General features: G+C 69.7%; 17 protein-coding genes and 3 pseudogenes. 10 read left to right on the top strand and 10 right to left on the bottom strand.

Going from position 1 to position 16,779, the window contains the following annotated elements:
* Window positions 1-8 precede the first annotated feature (8 nt).
* Window positions 9-1,538 carry a UDP-N-acetylglucosamine 1-carboxyvinyltransferase gene (locus QFZ76_RS37690; RefSeq protein WP_307677864.1) on the top strand — a complete coding sequence of 510 codons (1,530 nt, stop codon included), beginning with the start codon at window positions 9-11 and terminating at the stop codon, window positions 1,536-1,538.
* A gap of 44 nt (window positions 1,539-1,582) precedes the next feature.
* Here QFZ76_RS37690 and QFZ76_RS37685 read toward each other — a convergent pair whose 3' ends face one another.
* Both QFZ76_RS37685 and QFZ76_RS37680 read right to left on the bottom strand, forming a co-directional pair.
* Complete coding sequence (locus QFZ76_RS37685; protein WP_307677863.1) at window positions 1,583-1,933, bottom strand: hypothetical protein; 351 nt, start codon at window positions 1,931-1,933, stop codon at window positions 1,583-1,585.
* A 431-nt stretch (window positions 1,934-2,364) separates the two neighbouring features.
* Window positions 2,365-3,339 carry an NAD(P)H-binding protein gene (locus QFZ76_RS37680; protein ID WP_307677862.1) on the bottom strand — a complete coding sequence of 325 codons (975 nt, stop codon included), beginning with the start codon at window positions 3,337-3,339 and terminating at the stop codon, window positions 2,365-2,367.
* A gap of 150 nt (window positions 3,340-3,489) precedes the next feature.
* Between QFZ76_RS37680 and QFZ76_RS37675 the strand changes: the two genes are divergently transcribed.
* On the top strand, window positions 3,490-3,702 hold the full coding sequence (locus tag QFZ76_RS37675; protein ID WP_307677861.1) for a hypothetical protein: 213 nt from the start codon (window positions 3,490-3,492) through the stop codon (window positions 3,700-3,702).
* A gap of 25 nt (window positions 3,703-3,727) precedes the next feature.
* Here the strand turns inward: QFZ76_RS37675 and QFZ76_RS37670 are convergent, their stop codons facing one another.
* From QFZ76_RS37670 to QFZ76_RS37655, 4 genes and pseudogenes are all read right to left on the bottom strand, one after another.
* The gene (locus QFZ76_RS37670) at window positions 3,728-4,297 is read right to left on the bottom strand and encodes a TetR/AcrR family transcriptional regulator (protein WP_307677860.1); all 570 of its coding nucleotides are present in this window, start codon (window positions 4,295-4,297) and stop codon (window positions 3,728-3,730) included.
* A complete protein-coding gene (locus QFZ76_RS37665) occupies window positions 4,194-5,114 on the bottom strand; it encodes a hypothetical protein (RefSeq protein ID WP_307680239.1) in 921 nt (306 codons plus the stop codon). The genes QFZ76_RS37670 and QFZ76_RS37665 overlap by 104 nt, the downstream gene beginning before the upstream one ends.
* A gap of 97 nt (window positions 5,115-5,211) precedes the next feature.
* Window positions 5,212-5,448: pseudogene (locus QFZ76_RS37660) on the bottom strand (dihydrodipicolinate synthase family protein); the annotation flags it as partial.
* Between the two features lie 191 nt (window positions 5,449-5,639).
* Window positions 5,640-6,605 carry a LysR family transcriptional regulator gene (locus QFZ76_RS37655; protein WP_307677859.1) on the bottom strand — a complete coding sequence of 322 codons (966 nt, stop codon included), beginning with the start codon at window positions 6,603-6,605 and terminating at the stop codon, window positions 5,640-5,642.
* A 126-nt stretch (window positions 6,606-6,731) separates the two neighbouring features.
* Here QFZ76_RS37655 and QFZ76_RS37650 point away from each other — a divergent pair, with 126 nt between their 5' ends.
* The 4 genes and pseudogenes from QFZ76_RS37650 to QFZ76_RS37635 form a co-directional block, all read left to right on the top strand.
* Window positions 6,732-7,739 (top strand): tripartite tricarboxylate transporter substrate binding protein, encoded by a 1,008-nt coding sequence (locus QFZ76_RS37650; protein ID WP_307677858.1) that lies wholly within the window; start codon window positions 6,732-6,734, stop codon window positions 7,737-7,739.
* A gap of 5 nt (window positions 7,740-7,744) precedes the next feature.
* On the top strand, window positions 7,745-8,239 hold the full coding sequence (locus tag QFZ76_RS37645; RefSeq protein WP_307677857.1) for a tripartite tricarboxylate transporter TctB family protein: 495 nt from the start codon (window positions 7,745-7,747) through the stop codon (window positions 8,237-8,239).
* 36 nt (window positions 8,240-8,275) lie between these two features.
* Window positions 8,276-9,781: a tripartite tricarboxylate transporter permease gene (locus QFZ76_RS37640; RefSeq protein ID WP_307677856.1), complete on the top strand. Its 1,506-nt coding sequence runs from the start codon at window positions 8,276-8,278 to the stop codon at window positions 9,779-9,781.
* Window positions 9,775-10,228 (top strand): annotated as a pseudogene (locus QFZ76_RS37635) (transposase family protein); the annotation flags it as partial. The gene QFZ76_RS37640 and the pseudogene QFZ76_RS37635, both read left to right, overlap by 7 nt.
* Before the next feature lie 160 nt (window positions 10,229-10,388).
* On the opposite strand, the gene QFZ76_RS37630 reads toward QFZ76_RS37635, so the two are convergent.
* On the bottom strand, window positions 10,389-10,985 hold the full coding sequence (locus tag QFZ76_RS37630; RefSeq protein ID WP_307680238.1) for an NmrA family NAD(P)-binding protein: 597 nt from the start codon (window positions 10,983-10,985) through the stop codon (window positions 10,389-10,391).
* A gap of 517 nt (window positions 10,986-11,502) precedes the next feature.
* Between QFZ76_RS37630 and QFZ76_RS37625 the strand changes: the two are divergent.
* Together QFZ76_RS37625 and QFZ76_RS37620 are read left to right on the top strand one after the other, a co-directional pair.
* Window positions 11,503-11,855: pseudogene (locus tag QFZ76_RS37625) on the top strand (helix-turn-helix transcriptional regulator); the annotation flags it as partial.
* A 102-nt stretch (window positions 11,856-11,957) separates the two neighbouring features.
* The gene (locus QFZ76_RS37620) at window positions 11,958-12,410 is read left to right on the top strand and encodes a flavodoxin family protein (RefSeq protein WP_266448013.1); all 453 of its coding nucleotides are present in this window, start codon (window positions 11,958-11,960) and stop codon (window positions 12,408-12,410) included.
* A 19-nt stretch (window positions 12,411-12,429) separates the two neighbouring features.
* Here QFZ76_RS37620 and QFZ76_RS37615 read toward each other — a convergent pair whose 3' ends face one another.
* Entirely contained in the window at window positions 12,430-12,855 is a 426-nt protein-coding gene (locus QFZ76_RS37615) for a DUF6299 family protein (protein WP_307677855.1), read from the bottom strand.
* Window positions 12,856-13,102: 247 nt separating this feature from the next.
* Here QFZ76_RS37615 and QFZ76_RS37610 point away from each other — a divergent pair, with 247 nt between their 5' ends.
* Window positions 13,103-13,297, top strand: a complete 195-nt coding sequence (locus tag QFZ76_RS37610; protein ID WP_266432615.1) for a DUF5999 family protein — start codon at window positions 13,103-13,105, stop codon at window positions 13,295-13,297.
* Between the two features lie 51 nt (window positions 13,298-13,348).
* On the opposite strand, the gene QFZ76_RS37605 is transcribed toward QFZ76_RS37610, so the two are convergent.
* On the bottom strand, window positions 13,349-13,747 hold the full coding sequence (locus tag QFZ76_RS37605; RefSeq protein ID WP_307677854.1) for a RidA family protein: 399 nt from the start codon (window positions 13,745-13,747) through the stop codon (window positions 13,349-13,351).
* Window positions 13,744-14,991, bottom strand: coding sequence for an acyl-CoA dehydrogenase family protein (locus QFZ76_RS37600; RefSeq protein ID WP_307677853.1), 1,248 nt, complete (start codon window positions 14,989-14,991; stop codon window positions 13,744-13,746). The genes QFZ76_RS37605 and QFZ76_RS37600 overlap by 4 nt, the downstream gene beginning before the upstream one ends.
* 169 nt (window positions 14,992-15,160) lie before the next feature.
* Between QFZ76_RS37600 and QFZ76_RS37595 the strand changes: the two genes are divergently transcribed.
* A complete protein-coding gene (locus QFZ76_RS37595) occupies window positions 15,161-16,777 on the top strand; it encodes an AMP-binding protein (RefSeq protein ID WP_307677852.1) in 1,617 nt (538 codons plus the stop codon).
* The last annotated feature ends 2 nt before the right edge of the window (window positions 16,778-16,779 follow it).

The following is a 16,779-nucleotide window of genomic DNA, read 5'->3' as shown; positions in this document are numbered from 1 at the left end:
TCAAGCTCATGGCAGACGACTACCTCGTACGCATCGGCAAGCTCATCCGTGACGCCCGGCAGCACCGGGGCTGGACACAGTCACAACTTGCCGAAGCGCTCGGCACCAGTCAGAGTGCCGTCAATCGCATCGAGCGCGGCAACCAGAACATCAGCCTTGAGATGATCGCTCGCATCAGTGAAGCACTGGACAGCGAAATCGTCTCTCTGGGCTATGCGGGCCCGATGCACCTGCGCGTGGTCGGCGGTCGCCGGCTGTCCGGCGCCATCGACGTGAAGACGAGCAAGAACGCGTGTGTGGCCCTGCTGTGCGCCTCACTGCTCAACCAGGGGCGCACGGTGCTGCGCCGGGTCGCGCGCATCGAGGAGGTGTACCGCCTGCTGGAGGTGCTCAACTCCATCGGCGTACGCACCCGCTGGATCAACGACGGCGTCGACCTGGAACTCGTCCCGCCGGCCGAGCTGAACATGGCGGCGATCGACGCGGATGCCGCCGTACGCACGCGGTCCATCATCATGTTCCTCGGTCCGCTGCTGCACCGCATGGACCGCTTCAAGCTGCCGTACGCCGGCGGCTGCGACCTCGGTACGCGGACCATCGAGCCGCACATGATCGCGCTGCGCCGGTTCGGGCTGGACATCGCGGCGACCGAGGGCCAGTACCACGCGGTGGTCGACCGGTCCGTACGGCCCGGCCGGCCGATCGTGCTGACCGAGCGCGGGGACACGGTCACCGAGAACGCGCTGCTGGCCGCCGCCCGGTACGACGGCGTCACCGTCATCCGCAACGCCTCCTCCAACTACATGGTCCAGGACCTGTGCTTCTTCCTGGAGGCGCTGGGCGTCAAGGTGGAGGGCATCGGCACCACCACACTCACCGTGCACGGCGTGCCGGACATCAACACCGACGTCGACTACTCCCCCTCCGAGGACCCGGTCGAGGCGATGAGCCTGCTGGCCGCCGCGGTCGTCACGGAGTCGGAACTGACGGTGCGCCGGGTGCCCATCGAGTTCCTGGAGATCGAGCTCGCGGTCCTGGAGGAGATGGGCCTCGACCACGACCGCACGCCGGAGTACCCCGCCGACAACGGCCGCACCCGCCTGGTGGACCTCACCGTCCGGCCCTCCAAGCTGGAGGCGCCGATCGACAAGATCCACCCGATGCCGTTCCCCGGCGTGAACATCGACAACGTCCCCTTCTTCGCGGCCATCGCGGCCGCCGCGTCGGGCAAGACCCTGATCCACGACTGGGTCTACGACAACCGCGCCATCTACCTGACGGACCTCAACCGCCTCGGCGGCCGCCTCCAACTCCTGGACCCCCACCGGGTCCTGGTCGAGGGCCCGACCCGCTGGCGCGCCGCCGAGATGATGTGCCCGCCGGCCCTGCGGCCCGCCGTGGTCGTCCTGCTGGCGATGATGGCGGCCGAGGGCACGTCCGTACTGCGGAACGTGTACGTCATCAACCGGGGCTACGAGGATCTGGCCGAGCGGCTCAACTCGGTCGGGGCGCAGATCGAGACGTTCCGGGACATCTGATACGACGATGCCGCCGCACCCCGCCTGACCTGCTAGGTGACGGGTCAGGGAGGTATGCGGCGGCATCTCCGGGACTCTCTGGGACTTTGGGCCTGCGGCGGCAGGAAGTGGGAGTAGCTCCGCAGCGTGAACCCCGGATCGGAGTGCCCCAGCCGGCGTGCCAGGGAGACAACGGATTCGCCGGCCCCCAGTTCCTCGGATACGGAGAAGTGGCGCAGAGCGTGGAAGCCGTGCTCCCGGGACGGCTTCCACACGTAGGAGTTGAAGTAGTTCCGGTTGACGGCCTTCCTCTCTCCTCCCGTCGCCAGGAGGCTGTAGGTCCTCGGCCGCCGGTGTTTGGCTTCCTCCGGCGTCTCGGCAGGAGTCGGGTCGTCCCAGGGCAGCGTGACCGCCACCGGCGCGAAGTGCTCCACAGAGGTTGCCGGCAGGACGGTGAATTGCCGGTCGAGTGCGTCTGGCGGAACCGGCGCCGCTGTCGTGTTCAGTCGCCGGGACAGCCGCGTGATCAGCAGGGGCGGCGTTCTGGAGACGATCGGCCGCAGCCCTCGCTGGTGTGGCCTCGGGAGTGGAATGCCTCCTGCGGACGCGATCACGGAAAGTCTCAGGGGTCATCCCTCGGTCCTTGCATCGAGCGCCCAGTCGCACGACGCCGCTCGCCGGCGCCGCCTGTGGACCGTCGCGCGGAAGCCGGCCGGGGTCCTTCGCCATCGGCGAGGCAGGCGTGCGGTACGTCTCCGCTTCGCCGCCGGCGAGGGCGTTCGTCCGGGCTGCGCCGGGACCTTCGGGGGGCGTGGCGACCTTGTCCTGCTCCGGGCCGCTCAGCGGCTCAGGCGGCCGCCGGCTTCCGGACGCGCGGGTGGTTCTCCAGAGCCCACCGCACGGTCTTCGGCGGGCGTCCGAGCAGGGTTTCCAGCTCGTCGGTGATGCCGCCGTATCCTCCGCGGCCGATGATCCGGGTCAGGGTCTTCAGGTGCTCCGCGATGTGCGGGTACGCGGACATGTGGGTGTCCACGTAGGTCGTGTTCCAGGTTTCGATGTCTTCGGGAACGTAGGTGACCGGGCTTCCCAGCACGGCCGCGAAGTCCTTCGCGATCCCGTGCCCGTCCTTCATTTCCGGGCCGGTGAGCGCGTAGGACTTGGAGATGTGCGGCGTCGGGTCGGCCAGGATCTTCGCGCACAGTTCCGCGACGTCGTAACCGGCGATGGGTGCGAGCCGGTGGTCGCCGAAGGGCAGGCGCAGCTCACCGTCGGCCAGTGAGCTGAGGGCCAGCCAGGTCATGATGGGGTTCTCGACGAAGAAGGCCGCCTGGATGTTGACGGTCGGGACGCCGGACCACTCCAGCACCCGCTCGGCGACCCAGTGGGCGCGTTGCTGCGGCGACCAGTTGGCGACGAGTCCGCCGAGCCGCGCGCGCCGCTCTTCCTCCGGCGCGGTCATCTTGTCGAAGGTCATGAACGACTGCTCGTACTCGGAGATGTTGACGAACACCTCGATGTCACCCTGGGCCCGCGCTGCCGCGGCCATCAGGCTGACGGCGTCGGTGTAGTACGGCGACAGGCTCATGCTGAAGTAGATGCGCCGGACGCCCTTCAGCGCGGCGGTCACATCGGCGATGGTGAGCAGGTCACCGACGAAGACCTCGGCCCCGGCCTGGCGGAGTGAGTGCGCGCGTTCATCGTCCTGGCGCACGAACGCGCGCACCGGGTGCCCTTGGTCGAGCAGCATGTCGACCATCGTCCGGCTCACACCACCGATTTCGCCGGCGGCACCGGTGATCAGGATGGGGTTGCGCTCTGGCATCAAGGTGTCCTCTGTCTGGTGGGGGTGGGTCAGTTGTGCGGAAAGTCAGGGAGGTGAGCGGCGACCGTCGTGCCGGGTGACCGTCTCCGTGCGAGCCTGCGCGTAAGCGCTTACGCGCAGCTCATCTCGACGCGCCCCGAAACGCTCCTGATGCAGATGCAGGGATATGCCGCCGTGGCGGCCGCCGAGGCGCAGGGCGATGACCTGACCGGCGAACTCGTCCGGGCCGACTGGATGAGGATCCGGAAGACCGTGCACCAGTCGCCGGGTGCCGATGCCGACCGGACCGCAAGCTTCTTCGCCTGGGCCATGCTCGGCAACACTCTTGCGGCTATGGGGCTCCCCCCGAACGCCGGGCGGTAGGGAAGCGTTCTGGCGGGGCGATGCGTCAGCGCATGCCTGCCGCGTCGAGCAAGGTGATCACCGTGGGCGCGATGAGCCCCGTCAGTTTGTCCGCACCGATGCCCGCGCGGGCACTGGCACCGTCGAAGACCATGCTGAGCTGCCGGGCCAGCAGATCGGGATCGCTCGCCCCGCCATGCTCGGCCTCGGCGCGGAAGAAGGCGGTCAGGCTCTCCTTGGCCCCATGGGCGACCCGGCTCGCGGGGTGGCTCTGGTCCTTGAGCTCGATCTGCGCGGCCAGGAAGGGGCAGCCGTAGAAATCGGGCGCCCGCGACTGCGATTCCACCTGCTCGAAGACGTGCAGGATCCGCTCGCGGGGCGACCGGCCGTCGTCCGCCGCGGGCAGGAGTGCTGTCACATAGGCGGAAGTGCGCTGCTCCAGACTCGCCGCGAGCAGTTCGTCCTTGCTGTCGAACAGCTGGTACATGGAGCGCTTCGACACTCCCGCCGCCTTACACAGCGCTTCGACGCCGATGCCGACGCCTCCTCGGTAGGTGAGTGTGGCCGCCGCCTCCAGCAGCCGCTCCCTGGGGCTTGGTTTCACATTGGTGGTCATGCTGCGAGGTTAACTCGATTCCAACAGAATGAAAACCGATCGGTTTCCAGAGTGGAGTCCGGGCGAAGGCTCGGCGACAGCCTGGGGAAAGGCCGTCGCCGAGCCCTGATGGTGTGCGCCCGTCGTCCCCGGCACGGCGACACACACCGGGACCACTCCGAGTGATGGTCCCGTCCTGGGGGATGTGGGGCCGGCCTTCGCCATGCCGGGATCGTCGTCTTCTCGGGCGTCGTCTCCACCGGGATGCGGTGCAGCGCCTTGCCCACCTGGGTCTTCTCCGCCCCGTGGTCTTCCTGTTCCTGCTGGTCGCGTTCGGCGGTCTGGCCGCGGCCTTCCCGTTACCGGCCGGATTCGGGGGGGGCAGCATCGAATCCAGGCCGTGCCGGCGATCGCCCAGGACCCGCTCGCACACGAGCGCCTCATCGGCCGCGCGGAAACCCTGGGCGGACCGGCGGCGGGCCACTGCCTCGTCGGCGTGGGCGTTCACCAGGTCGGCGTTGATCGCCGCAGCCGCAGCCGCAGCCGGAGCCGCCGCCGTGAGGCCGGCTTTGATGATGGAGACCGCGTAGCCTCGGGCGCGGTTGCGGATGTCGATGTAGTGGATGATGAAGTCGTTGATCATCCCGTAGACGAAGTCCTTGTCCTGAGCGCGGACCGCCTCGAAGAACCGCAGGGCGAAATGCGGGACGAAGTTGTAGATCGCCGACGAGTAAGTGTTCACGCCCAGCTGCAGCAGGGGCAATGCGAAGGTCTCGGCTGTCGGCAGGCCGCCTGTGTAAATGAGGCGGTCGCCGACCTTGGCGTACGTGCGGGTCATGCGCTTGATGTCGCCGACGCCGTCCTTCAAGGCCGATGAGGTTGGGGCAGCGCTCCGCGAGTTCGGCGACTGTGTCGTCCTCCAGCACCGCGTTGGCCCGGCTGTAGACGATGACGCCGAGGTCGGTCACCTGGCAGACAGCACTGATGTGCGCGATGAGCCCGGCCTGGCCGGCCTCGGTGAGGTAGGGCGGCATCAGCAGGATGACGACCGCGCCGGCGTGCTGGGCGGCGACGGCTTGAGCGGTTGCCTGGGCGGTGCCGCCGGTGGCCGGGGCGATGACCGGCACACGGGATCCGACCTCGTCGACGGCGCTGCGCACGACGTCGTCGATCTCCTGCGAGGTGAGCGAGAAGCCCTCGCCGGTGCCGTCGGCGGCGAACAGCTCGACGACGTCGAAGTCGGCTTGCCATGCGTCAGAGGGAAGGAGAGCAAGCCGGTGGTCAATTGGCGGGCGAGTTCAGCAGGGTGAGTCAGCGTCACGCCGCCACGGTGAGAGCGGCCTTGATGCTTGCCCACGAGTGTTTACGCATTGCGTGATGCCGCTTCGATATCAGTCTCCTCGCCGGCGCGGGGCGAAATCACCGGCCCGCTCGGGTGCACCCGCGGGTCCAGGTCCTCAAGCGCGGCCAGCACCTGCGCGAGGGCGGGATTGCGCGAATGCCGCGGCCACAGCAGATGCAGCTCCACCGGTCGGGGCACATGCGTGGCCAGCGGGATGAACGCGACATGGGGAATGTGGAGCAAGGTGGCGGAGGCGGGCACGAAGGCGACACCCCGCCCGGCGGAGACCAGCCACAGCATGGTGAGGATCTGGCTCACGCTGTGCACCACCCGTTCCTGGGCCGGCGGGACCATGCTGACCATCAGGTCGTAGAAGTACCGCGCCTTGCGCTGCGAGTGGAAGATCAGCGGTTCGCCGGTCAGGTCGTCGGCGCAAGCGGGCCGGTCCAGGCCGGCCAGCCGGTGGCCGGCCGGCACCGCCAGCAACAGCGCCTCCTGCTGGATCAGGCGCGAGTCGAAGAGTTCGGAGTCGAACGGCGGGCGGGCGAGTCCGAGGTCGATGTCCTCGCCGGCGAGGGCGTCGATCTGCTCGCGCGTCACCATCTCGAACAGCTCGATGCGGACCTCCGGCAGGCTCTGCTCCAGCCGGTTGAGGATGCGGCCGAGCGTGCCGAAGGTCGACGCGGCGGTGAAGCCGAGCCGCACCACCCCACGGGAACCTGAGTGGATGCGGCGGGCCAGGTCCGGGGCGGCCTCGGCGATCGCCAGGATGCGCCTGGCCTCCACCAGGAACGCCTCACCGGCCGGCGTGAGAGCCACATGCTGCTTGTCCCGCTCGAGGAGCTGCACGTCAACGGCCGCTTCGAGCTTCTGGATCTGACGGCTCAGCGGCGGCTGGGTCATCCGCAGTCGTGCCGCCGCCCGGCCGAAGTGAAGTTCCTCGGCAACGGCGACCAATCCACGCAATTGCCCCAAGGTGTACGTCATGCAAGAAAGGTATCACCCCATGCGCTAACGGAGTTGGACAGGCATGACAGGCGATCATAGGCTGCGCGACACCGTGGACTGAGACCCATATCACACCTCCCACCCAACTCGCTTGAGGAGACGCTCATGCACACCAGGCTTCGGCTTCACCGCCGTATAGCCGCGGTCGCCGTGTTCGCCGCGATGATCGCGCTGCCCGGCTGCGGTGGCAACGTCGGGGATGAGGGATCCAAGGACGAAGCCTCGTTCCCGGACAGCGCCATCACCTTGCTCGTCGGGCAGGACCCCGGCGGCAGCACCGACCTCATCGCCCGCGCGGCCGCCGAACCTGCAGGCGCCGACCTCAAAGAGACCATCACGGTTGTCAACAAGCCCGGCGCCAACGGCGCCGTCGCCGCCAAGGAACTGGCCGGCGCCAAGGCCGACGGCCACACCATCATGCTCTTCGTGGGCTCGCTGGCCTACATCACGCCCTTGGCCGTATCCGCCGACGAAGCCGTCGACATCAACAACTACGAAGTCATCACCGGCCTGTCCCAGGACGACTACGTCCTGGTCGCCAGCCCCAAGTCCGGTTTCAAGACGGTCAAGGACATCGTCGACGCCGGCCGCTCGATCAAGTACGGAACGACCGGCGTCGGCACGGGCAGCCACCTCAGCCAGGCGCTGCTGTTCTCCCAGGCGAAGGTGAAGGCGACCGCCGTGCCGTTCGACGGCGGAGCCCCCACACTCACCGCCGTCCTGGGCGGTCAGGTCGACGTCGCCTCGATCCAACTCGGTGAGGCCCAGCCTCAGATCAAGGCCGGGAAGATCACCCCTCTCGTCACCTTCGCGGAGAAGCGGCCCACGTACATGGCCGACATCCCCACCGCGGTCGAGGCCGGCTATGACGTCCCGGTGCAGCAGTCGCGTGCCGTCGTCGCCCCGAAGGGCACTCCCAAGGAGGTTCTCGACCGGCTGCGGACGGCGTTCCGCAAGGCTTTCGAGGACAAGAAGTACCAGGACTTCAACACTCAGCGGCTGCTCACACCCAACGAGGCCGAGGGCGCCGAGCTGCTCAAGCAGTGGACCGGTTCGCTGGAGAAGTACCGTGCCCTCGCCGACGAGTACCAGATCGACATGAGCGGAAGCTGAGGCCCATGTCCACCGAGAACCCGTCGACCGCCGACGAACCCTCCGACGACACCCGGCCGCCGGCAGCGGGCACGGTGACCAACCTCGTCACGGCCACTGTCGTCGTGGTTCTCGGTGGCGCGGCGCTCGCCGGGGCATTGAGCCTGGGCATAGGCAGCCCCTCGAAACCCGGGCCCGGCACCTGGCCGGCCCTGGTGAGCACAGCCCTGATCATTCTCGGTGTGCTCCTGGCCGCCGCTGCCCGACGCATGGACGACGCCGAGAAGTTCACCCGCACCGGCTTCCTGGTGATCGTGGCGGTCGGGACCATGGTGGCCTACGTAGCGGTCATCGGCGTGATCGGCTTCGAGATCCCCACAGCCCTCCTGGCCTTCTTCTGGCTACGGATCCTGGGCCGGGAGAGCTGGCGGACCTCCATCGTCGTCAGCCTCGCCGCCACCTGCGCGTTCTACGCCCTGTTCGTCGGCGCACTGAAGGTCACCATCCCGCACCTGTTCTGACCGCACACCACCACACGTTTGGGAGGATCGTTGGACGTGTCCCCCGTGCTCGACGGCTTCGCCGTCGTCCTCGAGCCGACCAACCTCTTGTACTGCCTTGTCGGTGTCGTCATCGGCATGCTGGTCGGTGTCCTGCCCGGTCTGGGACCAGCCGCCACCATAGCCATTCTGCTTCCGGTCACCCTGGGCTTCGAACCCGTCACCGCGATCATCATGCTGGCAGGCATCTTCTACGGAGCCCAATACGGCGGCACCATCACCTCCGTACTGCTGCGCCTACCCGGTGAAGCATCCTCCGTCGTCACCGTCTTCGACGGCCACGCCCTCGCCCGCCAAGGCAAAGCCGGCACCGCCCTGGGCATCGCCGCCATCGGCTCCTTCGTCGGCGGCACCCTCTCCGTCATCGCCCTCAGCCTGGTCGCCCCCCTGGTCGCCGAATTCGCACTGGACTTCGGCCCACCCGAATACACGATGCTGGCGCTGCTCGGCATCCTGCTGGTAGCCACCGTCTCCAACGGCGGCATGCTCAAAGCCCTCATCGCCGCCGCCCTCGGCCTGCTGCTCGCCACCGTCGGCCGAGACGGCTTCACCAGCGCCGAACGGTTCACCTTCGACAACCTGTCACTCGCGGACGGCCTGGACTTCGTCCCCATCGCAATGGGCCTCTTCGGCCTGGGCGAGATCCTCTACACCCTGGAAGAACGCCACCGCGCGGTCCACGCCCCCACCAAGGTCGCCAACGTCTGGCCCAGCCGCTCCGACCTGCGCCAGTCCTCCGGCGCGATCGGCAGAGGCGGCGTCATCGGCTTCATCCTCGGCATCCTCCCCGGCGGCGGCGCGGTCCTCGCCTCGCTCGCCGCCTACGCCCTGGAAAAACGCCGATCACGCACCCCGGAGCGCTTCGGCCGCGGCGCCGTCGAAGGTGTCGCCGCACCCGAGACCGCCAACAACGCGGCCGCCACATCCTCGTTCATCCCGCTGCTGTCCCTCGGCATACCCGCCAACGCCACCATGGCGGTCATCTTCGGCGCCCTCCTGATCCAGGGCATCACCCCCGGCCCCCAGCTCGTCACCGAGCACCCCGAGCTGTTCTGGGGCGTGGTGAACTCGATGTACATCGGAAACATCCTTCTGCTCATCATGAGCATCCCGCTCGTAGGACTGTTCGTACGCATCCTGCGCATACGCCCGACCATCCTCGCCCCCATCACCGTCCTCATCACCCTCATCGGCGCCTACACCGTCAACAACAGCGTCTTCGACATCGGACTCGTGGTCTTCTTCGGCGTCCTCGGATACCTCATGAAGAAACTCGGATTCGACCCCGGCCCACTCGTCCTCGCCTTCGTCCTCGGATCACTCCTGGAAAGCTCACTCCGCCGCTCACTGCTGCTCTTCGAAGGCGACCCCGGCGGCTTCCTCACCCGCCCGATCTCGGGAACGCTGTTCGCGCTCTTCCTCGCCGTCGCGCTGGTGCCGGCCGCCCGGGCGATCTGGCACAACCGCAGAACCGACCCCCGGCACAGCAACGAACCGGTATGACCGTCCTCGTCGGCTACCTGCCCACCCTCGAAGGGAACGCCACGTTCCCGGCCGCCCTCGAGCGCGCGGCGGCAGCCGGGTACACCCACCTCAACCTCGACGGCACCGTGATCCAGTACCGACCGCGTGGCCGCCGCCGGGCCCAATGGCGCTGACCTTTGGCGGTCCGGAATACACAAGCACCACGGAGGGAACGTGCAGGTGATCGCCGCCCCGGACGGCTGGCCAATATGGGTCTCCCCGGTCCGCCCGGGCCGCGAGCACGACACCACCTGCGCCCGCGCCCACGGCCTGGTCGACGCCCTGAACCGGCTCGCCGCCACCCTGGGCATCCCAACCCTGACCGACCTGGGCCACGAGAACGCCGAGCGGACGTTGAACGCCATCATCCGCGGTGTCCATGGTGTGGCCGAGCGCGCCAACGCCCTGCTCAAGGTCACCTTCAAGGACGGCCGCACCACCTGAACGAAGATCACAAACCGTCACGAGACGTTACCGAGAAGGGTTCACCGGGCTGGTCATCTGCACTGCCCATCCGGAGAGCCCACCCCGCGTGGAGTACCAACTCACCCCGGCCGGCGCACCTCCGGACGTGCGATGGGGCCGTCTACAACTTGCCCGTCCTGAAGTCCGCGCTGCTCTTGAGGACCGCGGAGTCCATGCTCCAGTTCTCCGGCTGGACCCTCTCCCAGAGAATTCCCTTGCCGAGTTCCCTTCCCAACTGGTCCTCGCGACGGAACCACTCCTCAGCACTTCTGATCCTGTTGGGGTGGATTTCGTCGAGCAGAGCGTAGTCCCTGGTGATGATCCCGTGCTTCCACACATTCCAGAAGCCCGTGAAATTGTCACGGAAGCTCATGGTGCTCTTGTCGTTGGGATCGGCGTTGTATCCGGCAGGGTGATCGGCAATACCTGTCAGGTCCGGACTGTTCCAATATGCGTCCAGGTCGGGGGGGATGTACTGTGCCGGGTGCCCGGTGACCTTCTCGAATGCGGCAGCCATGTCGGCGTAGGGCATGTGCTCGATGGCGACTTCGAGGTCCATGCCATTGGCCCGTTCCGGATGGTCGAAGAGCCAGCGGACATAGAATCCGCAGTCTTCGAGAGCCACATGCGGAACGGCTCCCTCTCCGAGCGGGACTCGCCACGTGACGACACCGTCCTCGATGCTGGGGGTCATGGGCGTGAGCGGTGAGATCACCATCTCGATGTAGGGCCCAGAGGTGAAGACCTCCGCTCCCATCCGGTCCCTGTTCTTTTCGTTCTGGAACCACCTGCGCCAGGACGTCGAGTTCCCGGGGTGCCAGAAGCGGGCCCGGCGCCGAGTGGGCGGCGGACGGCGGGGCCAGTCGGCCGGCCACGTCGAGCAGCCGACCGCGCAGGTCGCCGTCGGGGACCTGCTGGGCTATGCGTCGCAACTCGGCGTGGACCTGGCGGAGTTCTTCCAGTGGCAGGCCCCGTTGCCCGCCCTCGGCAGGGCCCTGCGTGGCGTCCAGCAGGCGCAGCCGGTGGTCGACCTCGTCACGGATGACCAGCTCGGCGGCCAGTCGCCGGGAGGCGTCGGCGACCGCTTCGGCCGCCCGGTCCCCGAGCGGGGCGGGGCCGCGGCTGGCCCCGTAGAGCACCGCGCGCACCGTACCGGACACCATGACGGGCAGGGCTACGACGGAGCGGATCCCCTCCGTCAGCACGGGGCGGTCGTAGTCGTGCGTGATCGTGCGGGCCGATCTGTAGTCGGTCAGCGCCTGATGCAGGCCGATCCCGCGCGCACCCGTGGACCCTGCCGGCCCTGGCCGCCAAGGCGGGCGTGTCACGGGCGAACCTGGCCCGGCGCTTCACCGCGCTGGTCGGACAGCCGCCGATGAGCCATCTGCGGGAACGGCGCCTCGCCCTGGCCGCCGACCTGCTGCGCGAGCCCGCCGCGACGCTCGACACGGTGGCGGACCGCGTCGGGTTCGCCAACGCCTTCGCCCTCAGCGCCGCGTTCAAGCGGGAACACGGGGTCAGCCCGAGCGAGTACCAGACGCACGCGAGCCGCACGGACTCCGGACGCCGAGCCGCACCGGACTCCTGACCGCGCGCCGCCGGGCACCTGCCGCGGCGAACCCGGCCCGGCGGTGCCGGGCCACCCCGTCCCCGTTTGCGGCTCGCGGAGCCCGCACGGCAGGGTGCGGGGGTGGCTACTTTGCTGATCGTGCATCACACGCCCTCGCCGAACTGCCAGGCGCTGTTCGAGGCCGTCGTCGCCGGTGCGACGGACCCGGAGATCGAGGGAGTCCGCGTCGTGCGACGGGCCGCGCTGGCCGCGACGGCGTCCGACGTGCTGGAGGCCGACGGGTTCCTGCTCGGTACGCCGGCGAACCTCGGCTACATGTCCGGCGCGCTGAAGCACTTCTTCGACCAGGTCTACTACCCCTGCCTGGACGCCACGCAGGGCCGCCCGTTCGGCTACTACGTGCACGGCGGCAACGACGTCACCGGAGCGGTCCGCGGCATCGAGGCGATCACGACCGGCCTCGGCTGGCGGCGTGCCGCCGAGGCCGTCACCGTGACGGGCGAGCCCGGCAAGGCGGACGTCGAGGCCTGCTGGGAGCTGGGCGCCACCGTCGCCGCGGGGCTCATGGACTGACGCGGCGGTCAGCCCTCGGTCAGGGTGACCTCCTGCCGCTGGGCCGCTGGGCCGCGTGGAAGCGGGGCAGCGGCAGACCGCCCTGCGGGCGCAGCTCCATCAGGGTGGCCTCGACCTGCGCCGCGCCGGGTGCGAGGGAACTCCGCCACGGCTTGCCGGTGTTCGACCAGGCGTGCTCCAGCCCGTCGCACACCGCGCGGGTGCCGCCGATGCCGTGGCGGACGGACAGGGAGCCCTGGCCGACGGACGAGCTGACGTACACCGGGCCAGTGCTGCCGGTGCAGCGGTAGGTGCCGGACAGGGTCACGGTGCCGTCGGACGCGATACGGCCCGTCGGGTCGACCGTCACGATCTCGAACGGGTCCGCGGTCGCCGGCCCGACGGGGGCGGCCAGCAGGAGCAGCGCGGCACCGGCGACGGCGACGAGGGCAGGGCGCAAGGACATGGGAAGACCTCCTGAAGTAGGGGCTCCACTGGTACCGGGCAGGAGCCCCCGCAGCCGTGATCGTCACCCCTTCGATAGCGAGTCCGCACCGGCGGTCGCGGAACGGTCCGCGTGCTGTCCCCGTGTTGTCCCCGTGTTGTCCGCGTGTTGTCACGCTTCGGGGCAGGCCGTTCCGATGAGTTCGCGGCGGGAGGATGGTCTATCCATAGGACCGGACCCGATGGTCCAACCGACGTGGAGGTGCGCCATGCGTTCCCACCAGCCTTCGTGCCCCGCAACCGACGACCACACCCCGCACATCGTCGCCGCCCACCCCGAGCAGGGCTGGAACCTGCTGTGCGACGGCGCGATCGTGTTCGACGACACCGGCGAGCTGCTGCCGGACGGCCGGATCGTCGCCCCGCACCGGGTGCCCGTCGAGCGGCTGACGATCGCGGCCTGATCGCTTCCTGATCGCTTCCTGATCGCCCTTGCGGGAGCGGTTCACGCTCGGTCAGGGCAGCACCGCGAAGCCGTCGAGCTCCACCATCGCCTGGTCGTCCCACAGGCGTACGACCTCGACGACCGCCATCGCCGGGTAGTCCCGGCCCGCCAACTGACGCCAGACACGCCCGAGTTCGGGAGCGTGGGTGCGGTACGTGGCGATGTCCGTGGCGTACACCGTGACGCGGGCTAGGTCGGCGGGGGTGCCGCCGGCGGCGGTCAGGGCCGTGAGGAGATTGGCGAGGGCTCGCTCGAACTGCTCGGGGAGGGTGTCGCCGACGACCTTGCCGTCGGTGTCGAGAGCGGTCTGGCCCGCCAGGAACACCACGCGCGTCCCGGTGGCGACGACCGCATGGGAGAAGCCGGCGGGCGGGGAGAGTTCGGGCGGGTTGATGCGCTGGGCGCTCACAGGGCCTCCTGGTTCGCGTACAACTCCTTGGCGATGATGCCCCGTTGGACCTCGCTGGCCCCCTCGTAGATGCGTGGGGCGCGTACCTCGCGGTAGAGGTGTTCGAGCAGGTGGCCGCGGCGCAGGGCGCGGGCGCCGTGCAGTTGGACGGCCGCGTCGACGACGTACTGCGCGGTCTCGGTGGCGAGCAGCTTCGCCATCGCCGCGCGCTTCGGGACGTCCGGTGCGCCCGCGTCGTACGCCGTCGCCGCCGCGTACACCATGAGGCGGGCCGCCTCGGTGCGCAGGGCCATCTCGGCGACCTGGTGGGCGACCGTCTGCAGGTCCCTCAACTTGCCGCCGAACGCGTCCCGTTGGGCAGTGTGCGCGAGGGCGGCGTCCAGGGCCGCCTGGGCCATGCCGACCGCGAAGGCGCCGACGCTGGGGCGGAACAGGTTGAGGGTGCCCATGGCGACCCGGAAGCCGCGGTCGACCTCGCCGAGCACGTCGTCGGCGGTCACCGGCACCGCGTCGAAGTCGAGGGCGCCGATGGGGTGCGGCGAGAGCAGGTCGAGGGCCGTGCCGGTGAGGCCGGGGCGGTCGGCGGGCACGAGGAAGGCGGTGACGCCACGGGCGCCGGCGCCCGGGGTGGTGCGGGCGAAGACGGTGTAGAAGTCGGCCTCGGGCGCGTTGGAGATCCAGCACTTCTCCCCGGTGAGCCGCCAGCGGGCGGGGCCGTCGGGGTCGGCGGCGAGTGCGGCGTCGGCGGGCGACTCGGCGCCGGAGGGGCCGCCGGCGACGGTGTCGGCCGACGACTCGGCACCGGCGGGGCCGTCCGGCCGAGCGGTCGGCGAGCCGTCCGGCCGGGCGGTCAGCGACAGCGCCGCCGCGTCCGAGCCCGCACCCGGCTCGCTCAGCGCGAAGGCCGCCACCGCCGTGCCGTCGGTGACCCGGGGCAGCCAGCGGTCCCGCTGGGCCGGGGTGCCGTGGGCGTGGACCGGGTGGGCGCCCAGGCCCTGGAGGGCGAGGGCGGTCTCCGCCTCGGTGCAGGCGTGGGCCAGGGACTCCCGCATCAGACAGAGGTCGAGGGCGCCGGAGGTGAACAGGCGGGACAGCAGGCCCTGTTGGCCGAGTTCCGCGACCAGGGGACGATTCACGTGGCCCGGTTCGCCCTTCTCCGCGAGGGGGCGCAGCCGGTCCGCGGCCAGGGTGCGCAGCTCCGCACACCAGGCGATCTGTGATGGTTCGAGTGAGAATGCGGGCATTGCCGGTCCTCTCTCCCCCGCAGCCCTGCGGCCACTCCCGACGGTATCGCGCACCGTTGACTGTCGTCACCAACACGATACGCTCGATGCGCGAGCCCACCAGAGATGCCCACCAGGGATGCCGTCCACGCCCACCACCGACGCCCACAAGGCAAGGGGGCGAACCGCCATGAACCCCTCGGCGCACGTCGACACCTTCGCCCGCGACCATCTCCCGCCCCCGGACCAGTGGCCCGAGCTCCGCTTCGACCTGCCGGAGCTGGACTACCCCGATCGGCTGAACTGCGCCGCCGAACTCCTTTCCGGGCCGGCCGCGGACCGACCGGTGTTCCACACCCCGGCGGGCGGCACCTGGACGTACGGCGACCTCCGCACCCGCGTCGACCGCATCGCGCACCTCCTCACCCGTGACCTCGGTGTCGTCCCCGGCAACCGCGTCCTGCTGCGCGGCCCCACCACCCCCTGGCTGGCCGCCTGCTGGCTGGCGGTGCTGAAGGCCGGCGCGGTCGCCGTCACCGTGCTGGCCCAGCAGCGCCCGCACGAGCTGGCCACGATGTGCGAGATCGCCCGCATAGACCACGCCCTGTGCGACATCCGGTCCGTCGACGACCTCGCCAAGGCAGAGATACCGGGGATCAGGATCACCACGTACGGCGGTGACGCCCCCGACGACCTGCTGAACCGGGCGGCGCCCGAGGAGCCGTACACCGCCGTGGACACCGCGGCCGACGACGTCGCGCTGATCGCGTTCACCTCCGGGACCACCGGCCGCCCCAAGGGCTGTATGCACTTCCACCGGGACGTGCTGGCGATCGCCGACACCTTCGCCCGCCATGTGCTCGGGCCGCACCCCGAGGACGTCTTCACCGGCAGCCCGCCGCTCGGCTTCACCTTCGGCCTCGGCGGACTGGTGGTCTTCCCGATGCGCGCCGGGGCCAGCGCCCTGCTCCTCGAACAGGCCGGTCCCCGGCAGCTGTTGCCCGCGATCGCCGAGCACCGGGTGTCGGTCCTGTTCACCGCGCCGACTGCCTACCGCGCGATGCTCGACGAGGTCGACGCGTACGACGTCTCCTCCCTGCGCCGCTGCGTCTCGGCCGGCGAGAACCTGCCTGCCGCCACCTGGCGGGCCTGGCACGAGCGGACCGGGCTGCGCGTCATCAACGGCATCGGCGCCACCGAGCTGCTGCACATCTTCATCTCGGCGGCCGACGAGCACATCAGGCCGGGGACGACGGGGGTGCCCGTACCGGGGTGGCAGGCGCGCGTGCAGGACGAGAGCGGCGCGCCGGTGCCCGACGGCGAGCCCGGGCTGCTGGCGGTGCGCGGGCCGGTCGGCTGCCGGTATCTCGCCGACCCGCGGCAGCGGGAGTACGTGCGCGACGGCTGGAACGTCACCGGCGACACGTATGTCCGCGAGCCCGACGGCTACTTCCGGTACGTCGCCCGCGCGGACGACATGATCATCTCGGCCGGGTACAACATCGCCGGACCGGAGGTCGAGGAGGCGCTGCTGCGCCACCCGGACGTGCTGGAGGCGGCGGTCGTGGGGCGGCCCGACGAGGCGCGCGGGGAGGTCGTGGTGGCCTACGCCGTCCTCAAGGAGGGCGCCTCACGCGACACCGAGGCGCTGCGCGTCTTCGTCCGGTCCGAACTGGCGCCCTACAAATGCCCGCGCGAGATCGTCCTCCTGAACGCGCTGCCGCGCACGGCGACCGGCAAGCTGCAGCGGTTCCGGCTGCGCGCCGCATCCGGCGACGCAGGTGACACCGATGGTGACCAGCAGTGATG

It is taken from the genome of Streptomyces sp. V4I2, assembly GCF_030817655.1.
Classification (GTDB): domain Bacteria; phylum Actinomycetota; class Actinomycetes; order Streptomycetales; family Streptomycetaceae; genus Streptomyces; species Streptomyces plumbiresistens.
The sequence above is the reverse complement of the archived record's forward strand: the minus strand, read 5'-3'. Positions and strand labels throughout refer to the sequence as shown.